This window comes from Neorhizobium sp. T25_27, from assembly GCF_002968565.1.
GTDB classification, from domain to species: domain Bacteria; phylum Pseudomonadota; class Alphaproteobacteria; order Rhizobiales; family Rhizobiaceae; genus Neorhizobium; species Neorhizobium tomejilense.
Genome location: NZ_PVBJ01000001.1, coordinates 940,654 through 957,189 on the forward strand (window position 1 = coordinate 940,654; position 16,536 = coordinate 957,189).

At 61.4% G+C, this 16,536-nt stretch carries 15 protein-coding genes; 2 read left to right on the plus strand and 13 right to left on the minus strand.

Annotated features, from left to right (window positions below):
• Positions 1-24: 24 nt before the first annotated feature.
• Entirely contained in the window at positions 25-552 is a 528-nt protein-coding gene (locus tag C5J24_RS04725; protein ID WP_105415961.1) for a gamma carbonic anhydrase family protein, read from the plus strand.
• Here the strand turns inward: C5J24_RS04725 and C5J24_RS04730 are convergent.
• Genes C5J24_RS04730 through C5J24_RS04740 form a run of 3 tightly spaced genes read right to left on the minus strand, consistent with a single transcriptional unit; the run spans position 549 to position 2,714 of the window.
• Positions 549-989 carry a Fur family transcriptional regulator gene (locus C5J24_RS04730; RefSeq protein ID WP_046667152.1) on the minus strand — a complete coding sequence of 147 codons (441 nt, stop codon included), beginning with the start codon at positions 987-989 and terminating at the stop codon, positions 549-551. The genes C5J24_RS04725 and C5J24_RS04730 overlap by 4 nt on opposite strands.
• Positions 989-1,813, minus strand: coding sequence for a zinc ABC transporter permease subunit ZnuB (znuB, locus tag C5J24_RS04735; protein WP_105416650.1), 825 nt, complete (start codon positions 1,811-1,813; stop codon positions 989-991). Before znuB ends, C5J24_RS04730 begins: the two co-directional genes overlap by 1 nt.
• Positions 1,806-2,714: a metal ABC transporter ATP-binding protein gene (locus tag C5J24_RS04740; protein WP_105415963.1), complete on the minus strand. Its 909-nt coding sequence runs from the start codon at positions 2,712-2,714 to the stop codon at positions 1,806-1,808. Before C5J24_RS04740 ends, znuB begins: the two co-directional genes overlap by 8 nt.
• A 95-nt stretch (positions 2,715-2,809) precedes the next feature.
• Between C5J24_RS04740 and C5J24_RS04745 the strand changes: the two genes are divergently transcribed.
• Positions 2,810-3,799, plus strand: coding sequence for a zinc ABC transporter substrate-binding protein (locus C5J24_RS04745; RefSeq protein WP_105415965.1), 990 nt, complete (start codon positions 2,810-2,812; stop codon positions 3,797-3,799).
• Positions 3,800-3,894: 95 nt separating this feature from the next.
• Here C5J24_RS04745 and C5J24_RS04750 read toward each other — a convergent pair whose 3' ends face one another.
• From C5J24_RS04750 to C5J24_RS04795, 10 genes are all read right to left on the minus strand, one after another.
• Positions 3,895-4,227, minus strand: a complete 333-nt coding sequence (locus C5J24_RS04750) for an RcnB family protein (protein WP_046636284.1) — start codon at positions 4,225-4,227, stop codon at positions 3,895-3,897.
• A 125-nt stretch (positions 4,228-4,352) separates the two neighbouring features.
• Complete coding sequence (locus C5J24_RS04755; protein ID WP_105415967.1) at positions 4,353-5,966, minus strand: glycoside hydrolase family 43 protein; 1,614 nt, start codon at positions 5,964-5,966, stop codon at positions 4,353-4,355.
• Between the two features lie 178 nt (positions 5,967-6,144).
• A complete protein-coding gene (gene mgrA / locus C5J24_RS04760; RefSeq protein WP_105415969.1) occupies positions 6,145-7,188 on the minus strand; it encodes an L-glyceraldehyde 3-phosphate reductase in 1,044 nt (347 codons plus the stop codon).
• 69 nt (positions 7,189-7,257) lie between these two features.
• Entirely contained in the window at positions 7,258-8,391 is a 1,134-nt protein-coding gene (locus C5J24_RS04765; protein ID WP_105416652.1) for a Gfo/Idh/MocA family protein, read from the minus strand.
• Between the two features lie 23 nt (positions 8,392-8,414).
• Positions 8,415-9,176 (minus strand): sugar phosphate isomerase/epimerase, encoded by a 762-nt coding sequence (locus C5J24_RS04770; protein WP_046636287.1) that lies wholly within the window; start codon positions 9,174-9,176, stop codon positions 8,415-8,417.
• Positions 9,173-11,632, minus strand: coding sequence for a glycoside hydrolase family 2 protein (locus tag C5J24_RS04775; protein WP_105415971.1), 2,460 nt, complete (start codon positions 11,630-11,632; stop codon positions 9,173-9,175). Before C5J24_RS04775 ends, C5J24_RS04770 begins: the two co-directional genes overlap by 4 nt.
• Before the next feature lie 250 nt (positions 11,633-11,882).
• Positions 11,883-12,995: an ABC transporter ATP-binding protein gene (locus tag C5J24_RS04780; RefSeq protein ID WP_205836918.1), complete on the minus strand. Its 1,113-nt coding sequence runs from the start codon at positions 12,993-12,995 to the stop codon at positions 11,883-11,885.
• Between the two features lie 5 nt (positions 12,996-13,000).
• Entirely contained in the window at positions 13,001-13,942 is a 942-nt protein-coding gene (locus tag C5J24_RS04785; protein ID WP_105416656.1) for a carbohydrate ABC transporter permease, read from the minus strand.
• A 10-nt stretch (positions 13,943-13,952) separates the two neighbouring features.
• Positions 13,953-14,855 carry a carbohydrate ABC transporter permease gene (locus tag C5J24_RS04790; protein WP_007760323.1) on the minus strand — a complete coding sequence of 301 codons (903 nt, stop codon included), beginning with the start codon at positions 14,853-14,855 and terminating at the stop codon, positions 13,953-13,955.
• Between the two features lie 99 nt (positions 14,856-14,954).
• Positions 14,955-16,190 carry an ABC transporter substrate-binding protein gene (locus tag C5J24_RS04795; protein WP_105415973.1) on the minus strand — a complete coding sequence of 412 codons (1,236 nt, stop codon included), beginning with the start codon at positions 16,188-16,190 and terminating at the stop codon, positions 14,955-14,957.
• Positions 16,191-16,536 lie beyond the last annotated feature (346 nt).

Here is a 16,536-nt window from a genome sequence, read left to right on the forward strand (position 1 = left end):
CGAAACCGCGACAGGGAGGAAACCATGCCGATCTATGCACTCGGAGAATTCGAACCGAAAACGCCCGGCCCCGACCGTTTCTGGCTGGCGCCGGATGCGACCATCATCGGCAAGGTCGAGCTCTGCGAGGATGTCGGCATCTGGTTCGGTTCGGTGCTTCGCGGCGACAACGAACCGATCGTCGTCGGCAAGGGTTCGAACATCCAGGAAGGCGTGATGATCCACACCGATCCGCGCTATCCGGTAACGATCGGCGAAAACTGCACGATCGGCCACCATGCGATCATCCATGGCTGCGTGATCGGCGACAATTCGTTGATCGGCATGGGCGCGACGATCCTGAATGGCGCGAAGATCGGCCGGAATTCACTGGTCGGTGCCAATGCCCTGGTCACCGAGGGCAAGGAATTTCCCGACAACTCGCTGATCGTGGGCTCGCCAGCGAAAGTGATGCGGGTGCTGGACGACGAAGCGGTCGAGAAGCTGAAACAGTCGGCTGTCCGTTATGTCGCCAACTGGAAGCGCTTTGCGCGCGATCTCCGGCTTCTCTAGGCCGCGCAGGCGCCGCAAAGCCCGCGGATTTCAATCGTCGTCTTGGCAGGCTTGAAGTTCTTGGCCTTGGCCCAGGCGCCGAGGCGGTGATCGACCTCGTGGTCGTGAAACTCCGAGACGTGGCCGCAGCTCTCGCAGATCGCAAACGCGACCGTGCCGTGCCCGTGGCCATGCCCCTTGCCGCAGCATTCGCTTTCCGGATGGGCGCAGGCGACGAAGGCGTTGAGGCTTTCCAGCCGATGCACCATGCCGAATTCGAGGAGCTTGTCGAGCGCCCGGTAGACCTGCAGAGGCGCACGAAAACCATGGTCACGCAGCCGATCGAGGATCGTATAGGCGCTCATCGGCGCATCGGACCGGTCGAGAACGTCGAAGACGAGCGACTGGTTCTTGGTCAGCGCCGGAGCGGATGTCGGTGTCGAAACTGGTGCGTTCATCATCGCACTCCTTGGTTGCCGGCCTTCTCGGCCGTGTTTTTACCCGCTGCGGGAAGCAGGCTTAAAATGAAAAGTAAGAGCGCCGCGACCACAATGGAAGGGCCGGACGGCGTATCGTAGTGCAGCGAGCCGAACAGGCCGCCGACCACGGCCAGCGCGCCGATCAGCGAGGCGAGCACCGCCATCAGCTCAGGGCTTGCGGAAAACCGCCGGGCCGTCGCCGCAGGGATGATCAGAAGCGCGGTGATCAGCATGATACCGACGATCTTCATGGCGATGGCGATGACGAGCGCCATCAGAAGCATGAAGAGCAGCCGCGTCTGCGCCGGCTTCATGCCCTCGGCTTCGGCCACATCCTCGCTGACCGTGGACGCGATCAGCGGCCGCCAGAGCCAGGCGAGCGCCGCCAGCACCAGCACGCCGCCGCCCCAGATCAGCGCGATATCGGTGCGCGTCACGGCGAGGATATCGCCGAACAGGAAGGCGATGAGGTCGATCCTGACCCAGGTCATGAAGGCGACGAGCACGAGGCCGATCGCCAACGCCGAATGGGAGAGAATGCCGAGCAGCGCATCCGCCGACAGCGACTGGCGCCGCTGCAGCGCCAGAAGCAGCAGCGACACGACGACCGCGACGCCGAAGACGGCGACCAGCAGGTTGATCTCGAAGAACAGCGACAGCGCTACGCCGAGCAGCGCCGAATGGGCCATCGTATCGCCGAAATAGGCCATCCGCCGCCAGACGACGAAACAGCCGAGCGGCCCGGCCGTCAATGCGACGCCGATGCCGGCGACGAGCGCGCGGGTGAAGAAGTCGTCAAGCACGGCCCTTTCCCTTCGCCTCGGCATGATCGCCGTGATGGCGGCCGCCATGATGGTCATGGTGAGAATGGTCGTGATCATGCCCATCGTGATGATGATGCCCGTCATCGGGATGGCAGTGATCGGTCACCGAACCGTCGCCATGCATGACCCGGCCGTCCGGCAGATGGGTGTGATCGTGATGATGGTTGTAGACCGCCAGCGAACGAGAATTGCCGAAGAGTTTCAGGTAATCGGCGCTCTGGCTCACCACTTCCGGCGTGCCGCGGCAGCAGACGTGGCCGTTGAGGCAGATGACGGTGTCGGTGCCGGCCATCACCATATGCAGGTCGTGCGAGATCATCAGGATGCCACAGCCGGTGGAATTGCGGATCGAGCGGATCAGGTCGTAAAGCGCACTCTCGCCGGCAAAGTCGACACCCTGCACCGGCTCGTCGAGCACCATCAGGTCCGGCTTGCGGGCGATCGCCCGGGCCAACAGCGCCCGCTGGAATTCGCCGCCGGAGAGGTACCGGACCTCGGCATCGATGAGATGGGAAATGCCGGTCGACGCCAGCGCCGCCAGAAGATCGGCGTCATTAAGCGGGCCGGTCAGCCGCATCAGCCGGCGCACGGAAAGCGGCATGGTCCAGTCGATCGACAGTTTCTGCGGGACATAGCCCACGCGCAGGCCGGATAATCTTGCGACCGATCCTTCGTCCGGGCGCAGCACACCGATGGCAAGCTTTGCGGTCGTCGACTTGCCGGCACCATTCGGGCCAATCAGCGTCACCACCTCGCCGCGGCGGATCGAGAAATCGACGCCCCGCACCAGCCATCGGCCATCCCGGCGAATGCCGGCATTGGCAAGCGATACCAATTGGCTTTCGATTTTGGGGGCGCGAGCCCGATTGGACATCAGCATGTTTTTCCGAATTCCCTGTTGTCAATGGCTATGACACACGTTATAGCATAACGCAATTGATGTAATAACATTACGCCACAATGCAAGGACACAGCATGAAGCCGGCTTCGATTTCCCTCCTCTCCGCCGCGGTGTTCTCCATCGGTGCCGGCCCCGGCGTTGCGGCCCGGGACGTGGTGGTTTCGATCAAGCCGATCCATTCGCTCGTCGCCTCGATCATGAAGGGCGTCGGCGAGCCGAAACTGATCGTCGATGGCGCCGCTTCGCCGCACACTTTCGCACTGAAGCCCTCCAATGCAGCAGCCATCGAAGGCGCCGACGTGATCTTCTGGATCGGTCCCGGCATCGAGGCCTTCCTCGAAAAGCCGCTGGACGCTCTGGCGAGTTCGGCAACGGTGATCGAGCTGGAGGATGCACCTGGACTGCAAAAACTGCCATTCCGCGAGAGCGGCGCCTTCGAGGCCCATGACGACGAGCATGAAGGGGAAGAAGCGGGGCATGACGACCATGCGAAGCCCGCCGACGACCATGCCGACCACGACGATGACCATCACGACCACGGCGGCTTCGATACGCATCTCTGGCTCGATGCGATGAATGCCAAGGCGATGGCGGCAGAAATCGAAAAGACGCTGGTCAGTGCCGACCCGGCGAATGCTGCGGCCTATCAGGCAAACGGCGCCAGGCTGATGAAGGATATCGACGCGCTCGATACCGAAATCAAGGCGACGGTCGCGCCGGTCAAGGACAAGCCTTTCATCGTCTTCCACGATGCCTATCAATATTTCGAGCATCGTTATGGGGTGAGCGTCGCCGGTTCGATCACCGTCAGCCCGGAGAACATGCCCGGTGCAGAACGCGTCGACCAGATCCAGAAGAAGGTGAAGGAACTGGGCGCCACCTGCGTCTTCGCCGAACCGCAGTTCGAGCCGAAGCTGGTGGCGGTCGTGACCGAAGGCACGCCTGCCCGCTCAGGGACACTCGATCCGGAAGCAGCGACGCTGAAATCCGGTTCCGGCCTTTATTTCGAGCTGATGCGCGGACTTGCCCGCTCGATGAAGGAATGCCTGTCCCAAAGGACCTGAGACCAGCCACCGAAAGCGTGATCGCCGGTCGCATAGCGGCGAATGTGTGAGGCCTGCGGGCGGGAAGGCAAAATACCCCCGCAGGCCGATTTTTCTCAGCGAGCCGCGATGAAACTCGAAATCACGCCGCTTGCGACGCCGACCAGCAGGAAATCGTTGTCGACCTTGACCCAGCGATAACCGCGCGGCGGAGCCGACAGGCGGTAACGGCGGTAATCGCGGATTTCCGCCATGCGGCGGCGTTCGGCAGCCGTCATGCGATGCCCCTTGGACCAACGCGGCTTCACCACCACGACCTTCTTCTGAACCGTCACCGTGCGGGTCACGGTCCTGGTCCGATCCGGACCGGAATGACGATCCTGCGCCTGGGCGGCAAGCGGAGCGGTAAGCACGGTTGCGGAAAGAAGGATTGCAAAGAACTTTTTCATCGGATGTCTCCTCGTGTTGAGCACGCCCGGAAACTAGGACCCGAATGATGAACCCTATCTGAATTGGTGCATTACATTTTCGTAATGAAATTAATGTGTTCCGCTAATTTCTTTATATTTAGACTTTACTGTTTTAGCGCCTCATAAACGAAATAGTCGAAATCCGCAGTCTTCGCCCTACCCGAGGTGTCGAAGGCGAAGAGGCCAACAAATGCGCCGGTGAAGGAGCCGTGTTCGCCACGGCCGCCCTCGTCCGAGATGACGCCGGCGTCGAGCACCGGGCCAAGCTCCTGCCACTCGTTGGAGCCGCCGGCGCGCCAGAGGAACTGCAGGTCGTTGTCACGGATCTCCATCGCGAGATGCACCGGCCCCTCGGCGACGGAAACGCCGCTCCCTGCCGGAAAGCTCATGCGCCCATGCGGAAAATCACCCGGGCAGGAGAAGATCGTCACCACGCGGCCGAGCTTTTCATGCAGCGTCACCACCAGCGAATGGAACTTGTGGCGATTGTAATAGTGCGTCAGGCCCGCGACCTGCTGATAAGTCTCGGGTGAGAAATCGACCACCGTCTCGGCGCGGAAGGAATGATGCTCCTGACGGCGGGCGACCAGCGATTGTTCGAACCAGGAACCGATGCTCTCACGGCCGAAAAGGCGCAGGTGACCGGGACGCTCGGTGATGCTGAACAGCCGTTCCGGATGAGGCGTGCGCAGCCACTGGAATTCCGGCGGCAGGACGTTGTTGTCGAACGAGCGCTCGATGCGGGCAGGCTGCTCGATACGTGTGACATCGCCCGGTGCCGGCACGTCGACATCCGGCACGACGCCGCCCTGGGCGAGATAGAGCCAATCGTCCTCCCAGATGCATTTCTGGATCGCGGTTTCGCGGCCGAGCGTGCAGCGGCGTTGCGGCGCCAGCGGCCGGCCACAGAGATGGGTATGGTACGCTTCGCCTTCCGGCGTTTCGACGTATTGGCCATGGCCTGCCCGTTGCAGAACGGCTTTCGGATGGTCCTTCGAGGTGATGAGGTGCGTCTGCGGATGCATTTCGTACGGCCCGTCGATCGAACGCGCGCGCGCCATCGTAACGGCATGGTCGTAACCCGTACCGCCCTCGGCAGTCGTCAGGTAATACCAGCCGTTGCGCTTGAACACATGCGGTCCTTCGACCAGGCCGAGCGAGCTGCCGGCAAAGATGTTCCTGATCGGGCCCTTGAGCGCCCTCGTCTCGAAATCCCACTCCTGCAGCAGGATTCCGTCGAAGGCCGGATGTTTCGGCGCGCCGCCATAACTCTCCGTGCGGTGGTTCCATTGCATGTTGAGGAACCACTTGCGTCCGTCGTCGTCATGGAAGAGCGAGGGATCGAACCCGGAGGAATTGACATAGATCGGATCGGACCATTCGCCCTCGATCGTCGGCGAAGTCACGATGTAGTTATGCGCGTCCTTGAAGTTGCCGTCGAAGCGTTTGACGTCGGTGTAGACCAGGAAGAACAGCCCGTCGGAATAGGAGAGGCACGGCGCCCAGATGCCGCAGCTGTCGGGATTGCCGCGCATGTCGAGCTGGCTTGCCCGCTCCAGTGGCCGACGCACCAGCGTCCAGTTCACCAGGTCGCGCGAATGATGGATCTGCACACCCGGGTACCATTCGAAGGTCGAGGTGGCGATATAATAGTCCTCACCGACGCGGCAGATGGACGGATCGGGATTGAAGCCCGGCAGGATGGGGTTGTGGATCATGTTCTCCTCCCAAAATAAAAACTGAGTCCTTGCCCCTCATCCGGCTGCCGCCACCTTCTCCCCGCTTGCGGGGAGAAGGGCTTCGGAGCGCCGGCCGCGCCACATCTCCCTTCTCCCCGTCGAGACGGGGAGAAGGTCCCGGCAGGGGGATGAGGGGCAGCTCGAAGCCGCCTTTGCCTTACCGCGCCGGCCCTGCTCGTTCGGCCGACTTGGCCCAGAGGTTGATGTCGGCATCCTTGGCATAGGTATCGATCTCGGCGAGTTCGGCCGCCGTGAACTCCAGATTGTCGAGCGACCTGACGCAATCCTCGACCTGTTCCGGACGGCTGGCACCGATCAGCGCCGTGGTCACGCGGCCGCCGCGCAGAACCCATGCGAGCGCCATCTGCGCCAGCGTCTGGCCGCGCTTTTCGGCGATTGCGTTGAGCGCCTTGAGGTTGGCGATGTTTCGGTCGTTCAGGAAGGCCGGCCGCAGCGACTTGCCCTGCGCGGCGCGGCTGTCTTCCGGAATGCCGCCGAGATATTTCGAGGTCAGCATGCCTTGCGCCAGCGGCGAAAAGACAATCGAGCCGATGCCGAGATCTTCCAGCGTATCGAGCAGGCCATCTTCCTCGACCCAGCGGTTGATCATCGAATAGCTCGGCTGGTGGATGAGAACAGGCGTGCCGAGTTCCTTCAGGATCGCCGTTGCTTCCTGGGTGCGCTTCGAATTGTAGGACGAGATGCCGACGTAGAGCGCCCTGCCCGAACGGACGATATGGTCGAGCGCGCCGCAGGTCTCTTCGAGCGGCGTATCCGGGTCGAAGCGGTGTGAATAGAAGATGTCGACATAGTCGAGGCCCATCCGCTTCAGGCTCTGGTCGCAAGAGGAGATCAGGTATTTGCGGCTGCCCCATTCGCCATAGGGACCCGGCCACATGTTGTAGCCGGCCTTCGACGAGATGATCAGCTCGTCGCGATATCCCTTGAAATCCTCGCGCAGGATTTGGCCAAAGGCGGTCTCGGCGCTGCCGGGCAGCGGGCCATAGTTGTTGGCGAGATCGAAATGGGTGATGCCGAGGTCGAAGGCCCGGCGGGCAATCGCGACCTTGCGTTCATGCGGTGTGTCGTCGCCGAAATTGTGCCAGAGGCCAAGCGAGATCGCCGGGAGCTTCAGTCCCGAACGGCCGCAGCGGTTGTACTTCATGGTTTCGTAGCGGTTGGACGCGGGTTGCCAGGTCATGATCGAAATCCTCCGAATGAAATGCGGCGCGCCGGTGTCTCAGGCGGTGCGCGCCGCATTCATAGCCCATCAGCGCAGAAGCGCCAGCGCCTCGTCGATGCCGAGCGCCGCCGGCTGGGTGCAGGTGGTCGAAAGCTCGATGAACCGCCCTTCCTCGCCGGACTTCAGGATCGAGGTCATGACGTCGACGCCGTGGAGCGTGCGCTCCAGCGAGCAGCGGGCATCGCGACCCTCAATCAGCGCTATCGCCATGTCCGCAAGACCGGCCGTGCGATAGTTGGCGCGCGGCCCCTGCGGATGTTCCTGGTTGTCGATGCCGAACGGGTGATCCCAGGGTTTCAGCGGCTGGATATCCTTGTTGCGGCCGCTCGCCTCGACAGTGCCGCCGAAGAAGTTCGGGTCGGGCACGAAGATCGATCCTTCGGTGCCGTAGAGCTCCATGTTGGCGTGGCGGTGCGACCAGACATCCCAGCTTGCCGAGAGCGTGATCGTCGCGCCGTTTACGAATTCAAGCAGCGCGTGGATGTTGGTCGGCGTCTCGACCGGGATCACCTGACCCTTCAGCGGTTCGCTGGTGACGAGGCGCGTCGGGTTTGCCATCGACGTCAGTGCCGCAACCCGTTTCACCGGACCGAGGAAATTGATGAGGTTGGCGATGTAATAAGGCCCGAGATCGAGGATCGGTCCGCCGCCTTCGAGAAAGAAGAAGCCGGGATTGGGATGCCACATTTCCATGCCCGGGCTCATCACGTGGCAGGTGCCGGACGTGATGCGCCCCACACCGCCCTCATCGATATATTTGCGCGCGAGCTGGTGCGCGCCGCCGAGGAAGGTGTCCGGCGCGCAACCCACCGACAAGCCCTTCTCGTTGGCGAGCGCCTGCAGCGCCTTGCCCTCCTCCAGCGTGATCACGAGGGGCTTTTCCGAGTAGACGTGCTTGCCGGCTTCGAGAATTGCTTTCGAGACCGCGAAATGCGCCGCCGGGATGGTCAGGTTGACGATCACGTCGAGCTCGTCATTGGCGAGCATCTGCTCGATCGACTGTGCCTTGACGCCGTATTCCTCGGCGCGCATTTGGGCTGCCTGCGCGTTGAGATCCGCGCAGGCGAGAACCTTCAGGCCTTTGAAGAGCGGCGACAGCTTGAAGTAGGTCGTGGAAATATTGCCGCATCCCATGATGCCGACGCCAAGTTCCTTGGGCATGGAAAACTCCAAAAAATCTGTGATCAATAGGTCTTGAAGGAAGCGATCGAGCGCGTCAGCAGCCGGTCGAGGTCCTTCGGGTTGTCGTGTTCAAGGACGTAATGTTTTGCAGACGTCTTCTTCAGCGCCGCCATCAGGTCCTTCCACGGAACGGTGCCGTGGCCGACATCGGCCCAGCCGTCCTCGTCGGCGTTTTCGCCAGCCGGCGCGATGTCCTTGACGTGAACGGCGGTGATCCGCTTGGCGTAGCTCTCGATCCAGGCGAACGGATCGGCACCGCCACGGATGACCCAGGCGATATCCGCTTCCCAGGCAAGGTCAGGGCCGCCGGCAAGGATCTGTTCCTGCGGCGTCGAGCCGTCCGGCAGGGTCTTGAACTCGAAGTCGTGGTTATGCCAGCCGAACGTGTAGCCGGCATCCCAATAGGGTTTGCCGACGTTCTGCAGCCGCTGGCCGAAGGCGAACCATCCGGCGGCATCGGTCGGGCGCTGGTCGGCAAGCAGATGCGGGCAATAGATCGCCTCGACCCCGAGCGTCCTGGCGATCAGCAGCGCCTGTTCCGGCTCCTTTTCCAGAAGGTCGATGCCGAAATGACCGGTGGGCATGGTCAGGCCGTTGGCATCGAGATCACCTTTGAGCGTCTTCAGCGACAACTCGTCGAGATTGGCGTAAATTCCGCCAAATCCTTCCACCTCGGTATAACCCGCCTGCGCAACCTTCTTCAGGACATCTGCGAGCGGCGGAAAGTTGCGGGCGCAATAAAGCTGAAAACCGAGTTTCGTCATAGTGATCCTCCCTTGATAATACCCTCGCCTGCTGCGTGGCAGGAATAGAGGTCGTAGATGCGGAATTGCGGGATCGCGTCCGTCGGCGCGGCGGGCGTGAAGCGGATGCTGCGGCTTTCGCCGCGGGCGAGATCGAAAGCATTGTCGGAATAACGGCCGGTCGTGCCGCTCTCGATCAGCACGAAAAGCGCGAGGCCGTCGGCCTTGACGACGAGGTCAAAAGCTCCATCACCGGATGGAGACACAGCAAGCTCAAGCCCTGCCGGTTCGAGCTCCAGGGCCTTGTAGCTGCCCGGCATATGATGCCCCTCGCCGGCCATGCCGTTCGACGCGGTAAAGCTCCAGGCAAGGACCGACCCGTCGGGAATATCCGCGGTCGGCAAGGTGAGCACGGTGACGGCTGCATCGGGTGTGCAGACGGCTTCGATGCTCCGAAGCGAGCTGCGCTCGCCCCGGAGCGTCAGGAGCGACAAATTGAGGGTCACCGTCACATCGACGGCTGTGTCATTGACGAGCGAGAAGCGGATCTCCTGGCCGTCGTCCGACGGGATCGCCGCAACCGTGACCGGCTGGAAGAAGCGCTTCGCCATGTAGTGCAGCACTTTCCAGCTGCCGCCATAGTCGAGGCTCGACCACGAAGCCACCGGCCAGGTGTCGTTGAGCTGCCAGTAGAGCGCACCCATCGTATGCGGCTTCAGCGACCGCCAGAAATCGACGGCCGTCTTGATCGCCAATCCCTGCTGCACCTGGCTCAGATAGACGAAATTGGCGAAATCCGTCGGAAAGCGGAAGTTGCGGAACATCGTGCCGGCAATGCGCTCGTTGCCGCCGGCATTCTTCTGGTGATGCTCCATGACCGGCGAGGCGATATTCATGTCCCTGGCGGCGGCATAGGTCTCGATGACCGGCAGCGACGTATAGGACTGGAAGCCGAACTCCGAGCAGAAGCGCGGGCGAACGGAGCGGTAGTCGGCGAACGGTTTGTTCTCGTGCCAGACGGACCAGTAATGCATGTCGCCCGAACCGTCCGCATGCCAGGCGTCGCCATAATCGAGATAGCCGGATGCAGGGCTGGACGGCCACCAGATGGCGTCGGGCGCGGCCCTTTCGAGCGCCTGCTCGATGACGCGGTTCAACCGGTCGTAGGAGACGAGGTAGCGGTCGCGGTTCTCACGGGATTCCAGAAACCATGTCAGCGCGCCGACCAGCTCGTTATCGCCGCACCAGAGCACGACGGAGGGGTGCGAGATCAGCCTGCGGGCCTGGTACTCGACTTCCGCCGCGACGTTTTCGAGGAAATCCGAGGTCGAGGGATAGAGGTTGCAGGCGAACTGAAAATCCTGCCAGACCATCAGGCCGAGTTGGTCGCAGAGATCGTAGAACCAGTCCGGCTCATAAAAGCCGCCGCCCCAGACCCGGATCATGTTCATGTTGGCATCGACGGCGGAGCGCAGCAGGTCCTCGGTTTTCTCCCGGCTCGAGAGAGAAAACAGCGCGTCGGCGGGAATCCAGTTCGCGCCGCGGCAGAAGATCTCGCGGCCGTTGATGCGGAAGGCGAAACGGCTGCCCGCTTCGTCCGGATCGGTCAGCAGTTCGGCCGTCCTGATGCCGATCTGGCGGGTGATGGCTTCGGTGGGGGTGCCGACCGTCAAATGGTAGAGCGCCTGCTCGCCGCTGCCGGACGGCCACCAGAATTCCGGCTCTTCGATATGAAAAACATGCGTTACCGCGATTTCGCCGGCGCGCACGCCGCAATCGAGCCGAACCCGTTCTTCGCCGAGCGAAAGGAAGACCGGCAGGACACCCTGCCCTTCGGCGTAAAGCGTCACCGTTACGATGAGATCGACCGCGCCCGCCTCATGTCTCTGGCTGGTGACGATGTGTTCGATACGGGCGGTTTCGAGCCGCTTCAGCGCGATTTCGCCGTAGAGGCCGAGCGGTGCCAGCGCGACATTCCAGTCCCAGCCGAAATGGCATTGCGGTTTGCGCAGCATATTGCCGTTCGGGATCGGCGAATTGGTCGTGGAATAGGGAATGTAGAAGGGTTGCCGCGCCTGCCGCTCCGCACCTTCGGCGATGCTGGAATGGAAAAGGATGCGGATCGTGTTTTCGCCCGCCTTCAGCGCCTTCGACACGTCCGGCCGGTAGCGGCGGAAACAGTTGTCTGCCTGAAGCACCGGAACACCGTTGACGAACACGGTCGCGACCGTATCGAGATAGGTGATATCGAGATACCAGGAGCCCGTGGGATCATCGAGCGCGAAGCGCCTCTCGATCGTCCAGTCTGCATTTGCGACCCATTGCACGTCGTTCTCGTTGCGCCCGAAATACGGGTCGGGAATGATGCCGGTCGTCTTCAGCGCAGTGTGAACGTCGCCCGGGATCGGCATCTGCGTGCGATGCGTTCCGTCGGCAGATGCGAGCTGCCAGGGGCCGGATAGGTCGATATCCACTATGATGCCCGCCCAAAAAATTCATGGCGTGCCGTGCCAGCCCCCCTCTGTCCTGCCGGACATCTCCCCCACAGGTGGGGAGATTGGCTAGGGGCCTGCTCATCAGTCCCACTATAAGCGCCGGGGACGGCGAGACGTTGCAGCGAGTCGATCTCCCCCCTTGTGGGGGAGATGGCCGGCAGGCCAGAGGGGGGTGCCTCCTGGCTCAGGCTCAAAGCGAATAGGCCCACCCGAAACTGGCTGCACGCAAACATCAGATCCGCTCTTCCGTTCCCGCGTCGAACAGCGAAGCCATGGTCATGTCGAAGGCGAGGCGCACCTTGGCACCGACGGCATAACGCCGTGCGCCGCCGATGCGAACCGACATCACGTGGCCCGCATGTTTCAGCCAGAGCAGGTTGTCGGCGCCCATCGGTTCCTCGATATCGACCACCGCCTCATGCACTTCGCCGCCGGCGATATCGCCGTCCACCTTGATGTGCTCCGGACGGACGCCGAGAATGACCTTGCGCCCGCCCTTCAGCGGCTCGTAAGCATCGTAACCGTCGAGCGAGAAGCTGACGCCATTGGTCTTGAAGACGGTATGGCCACCCTCATCCACGAGTTCGCCGGTCAGGAAATTCATGGATGGCGAACCGATGAAACCCGCAACGAAGCGGTTCTTCGGGCGATTGTAGATCGTCACCGGATCGTCGAGCTGCTGGATGACGCCGCTCTTCATGATGGCGATGCGGTCGGCCAGCGTCAGCGCCTCAATCTGGTCGTGGGTGACGTAGATCATCGTGTTCTTGAGCGCCTGATGAAGGCGCTTGATCTCGACGCGCAGTTCGGAGCGCAGTTTTGCGTCGAGGTTCGACAAGGGCTCGTCGAACAGGAAGACGTCGACATCGCGCACCAGCGCCCGGCCGATCGCGACGCGCTGGCGCTGGCCGCCGGAGAGTTCCGAGGGCTTGCGCTTCAAGAGCGGTTCGATCTGCAGGATGCCGGATGCGCGTGCCACGCGGCGATCGATCTCGTCCTTCGGAACCTTGGCGACGCGAAGGCCGAACGAGAGGTTCTTCTCGACTGTCATCTGCGGATAGAGCGCGTAGGACTGGAACACCATGCCGATGCCGCGGTCCTTTGGTTCTTCCCAGGTGACGTTCTTGTCCTTGATGAAGATCTGGCCTTCGGTCGGCTCGAGAAGTCCTGCAATGCAGTTCAGCAGAGTGGACTTGCCGCAGCCGGACGAGCCGAGAAGGACCAGGAATTCGCCGTCATGGATGTCGAGGTTGAGATTTTCGAGCACCGTCACCGAGCCGAAGGACAGCGACAGTTCGCGGATGGAAACGCTGCTCTGAATGCGCGCGGAAACATTGTTGAGCATCAGGCTTACCCTTTGACTGCGCCGGCCGCGATACCGCGGACGAAAAGCCGGCCGGAAACGAAATAGACGATCAGCGGAACCGCACCCGTCAACAGCGTCGCCGCCATGTTGACGTTGTATTCCTTCACGCCCTGGACGGAATTGACGATGTTGTTGAGCTGAACGGTCATCGGATAGGTATCCGGCCGGGTGAACACCACGCCGAACAGGAAGTCGTTCCAGATGCCGGTGGTCTGCAGGATCATCGAGACGACGAAGATCGGCAGCGACATGGGCAGCATGATCCGGAAATAGATCTGCCAGAACCCCGCCCCGTCGATGCGGGCCGCCTTGAACAGTTCCTCCGGCAGCGAGACGAAATAGTTGCGGAACAGCAGTGTCTGGATCGGCATGCCGAAAATCGAATGCACCAGGATGAGGCCGTAGAGCGAGCCGTAGAGGCCCATTTCGCGCAGTATGATAACGATCGGATAGATCATCACCTGATAGGGGATGAAGGCACCGACGATCAGGATCGTGAAGAAGATCTCCGAGCCCTTGAACCGCCAATTGGCGAGCGCATAACCGTTCACCGAAGCGATTGCGATCGACACGATCACCGACGGCACGGTGATCCGGACCGAATTCCAGAAGCCGCGCGAAAGGCCGTCGCAGTTGAGGCCCGTGCAGGCCTCCGCCCAGGCCTTCACCCAGGGCTCGAAGGTGATCTCCATCGGCGGCGAAAAGATATTGCCGAGACGGATTTCCGGCATTCCCTTCAGCGAGGTGACGACCATCACATAGAGAGGAATAAGGTAATAAACTGCCGCAAGGCCGAGCGCGCCGTAGACGATGATATTGCGCGACGAAAGCACCTTGCGAGGGCGTTTTCCCTGCGGCCCGGTTTCCAGCCGAGAACCGGCCGGAGCGGAAATGCCGGGCCCAGAAACGGGCCCAGAAACGGGCATCGTGAGCGATTTATCCACGCTTGCGTCCTCCGAATTCGAGATAGGCCCAGGGAACGATGATGATGGCGACGGCGAGCAGCATCATGGTGGATGCCGCAAAGCCCTGGCCGAGGTTCTGGGCGAAGAACATATAGTCGTAGACGTATTTGGCAGGCACATCGGAGGCGATGCCGGGGCCGCCGCTCGTCTGCGCCACGACAAGGTCGTAGATCCTGACGATGCCGCTGGCGATGATGACGAGCGTGGTGACGAAGACCGGCCGCATCATCGGGATGATGATGAAGAGATAGGTCTTCCACATCGGGATGCCGTCGACGCGCGCGGCCTTCCAGATGTCCTCGTCGATGCCGCGAAGGCCGGCGAGCATCAGGCACATGACGAGCCCCGTCCCCTGCCAGAGCGCGGCGATCAGGATGCCGTAGATGACGATGTCGGAATTGTAGAGTGGATCGAAGGTGAAGCTCGTCCAGCCGAGCGAGCGGACGACGGACTGCACGCCGAATTCGGGATTCAGGATCCATTGCCAGACAAGGCCGGTGACGATGAAGGACAGCGCGAACGGATAGAGGAAGATCGTCCGGAACGTGTTTTCGAAACGGATCTTCTGGTCCATCAGGGCCGCCAGCAGGAAACCGATCGTCAGGCTGAAAATCAGCGACAGGCATCCGTAGGTCGCCAGATTCTGGATCGAGACGATCCAGCGCGGCGTATCCCAGAGCCGCTCATACTGTTCCAGACCGACGAAGGACAGGCGCGGCAGGAGCTTGGAATTGGTGAAGGAATAAACGACGGTCCAGATCGTGCCGCCGAGGAAAATCACCACGGCTGTCAGCATCATCGGGATCGAGGCAATCTTCGAATTGAGATTGCGGAATAACTGGTTGGGTCGGCCGGGCTGAGTGTGCGCCGCCATGGTCAACTCCTCTGGATAGCAAAGGCTGCAGGAAGCAAGCCACCACCGGCCCCGCCCCTCTCGGACGCGGAGCCGGCTGTTGGATCGCTGTCTGTCGGATCAACCGGCCTTGGAGAAAATAGCCACGAAGCGCTTCTGGGCTTCCTCGGCAGTGATCGACGTGTTGGCGAAGAACTGCGACATCAGGTCTTCCAGCTGCTTCTGCGTATCCTGCGTGATGAGCTGGTCGGTGCTGGTGACGACATTGCCCTTGGCGAGGATCTCGAGACCCTTCTTCATGCAGTCGTTGGCGGCCGCAAGATCGACGTCGCCACGCACCGGCAGCGAGCCCTTCTTGAGGTTGAAGGCGACCTGTGTCTTGGCGTCGAGAAGCGACGAAGCGAGCGCTTCCTGTGCTTTCGTCTTCGCCGCGTCCTTGAGGACCGGGAAGTAGAAGGCGTCGCCGGCCGTCGAGATCACCTCGTTCACGCCAAGGCCAGGCAGGCAGGTATAGTCCACGCCGGCCTTCTTGCCGGCAAGCTGGAATTCGCCCTGCGCCCAGTCACCCATGATCTGACCGCCGGCCTTACCGGTGATCACCATGTTGGTCGCCTGATTCCAGTCCTGGACATTGGTGCCCTTCGACATCTTGCGGGCATCGTCGGCTGCCTTGAAGACCTTGGCCATTTCTGGACCGGCCGCGACCTTTGCGTCCTTGTCGCCATAGACCTTCTGGTAGATGTCCTTGCCGCCGATCGCGACCGTCAGAACGGCGAACAAGCCGGTCGACTGCCAGGCCTGGCCGCCGACGGCGAGCGGCACGATGCCAGCCTTTTCAAGCGCCGGAGCCGCTGCGACATATTCGTCCCAGTTCTTCGGAACCGCTACGCCCGCCTTCTTGAAGGCATCGTTGGAAAGCCACAGCCACTGCCAGGAATGGATGTTGAGCGGCACGCAGTAGATCTTGCCCTCGAAAGTGCAGGATTTCAGCAGGCCGGCGGGGCGAACGATCTTGTCCCAGCCTTCCTTTTTGGCGAGATCGGTGAAATCGCGCATCAGGCCTGCCTGGACCAGTTCCTCGGCCTGACGGCCATGGTTGAACTGGGTGGCCGACATCGGATCGCCGCCGGTGATACGGCTGATCATGATCGGACGGGCGGTGCCGCCGGAACCTGCAATCGCGCCGTCAACCCACTTGTTGCCGGTGGCGTTGAAAGCCTTGGCGAGTTCCGCGACTGCGGCAGCTTCGCCTCCGGATGTCCACCAATGGGTGACTTCGAGATCTGTGGCATGAGCCGCGCCTAACGGCAGCATCACGGTTGCGGCAAGAACAGCCGCCATAGAACGAATATTCATGAGTCTCCTCCCTCACTGAAACGTTGCCGTAAAAACGTAAGGCAATCACCGATATGACGCAACCGGTTTTGTCCGAAAAAATTCGCGAGTCGAGAAAATACAACCTTAAGAGGATGTGCGGGAAATTTGCTGGCTTATTCATTCGCCTCTCAGGGAGGTTAAAAAGGCAGGATACAGGAGACTAACGGGCAATATCAGGAAGTCTGATTTTCGCATCTGCAAAAAGTTATTTCGCATCTGCGTTGTACAACTAACAGGAATGGGAGTTTCCCCCTCGGCAAAATTCCTCTCGACATTTTACCTGTATCGTTTCAGTTATTGATTTCGTATTGGAGGACAGGGAGGT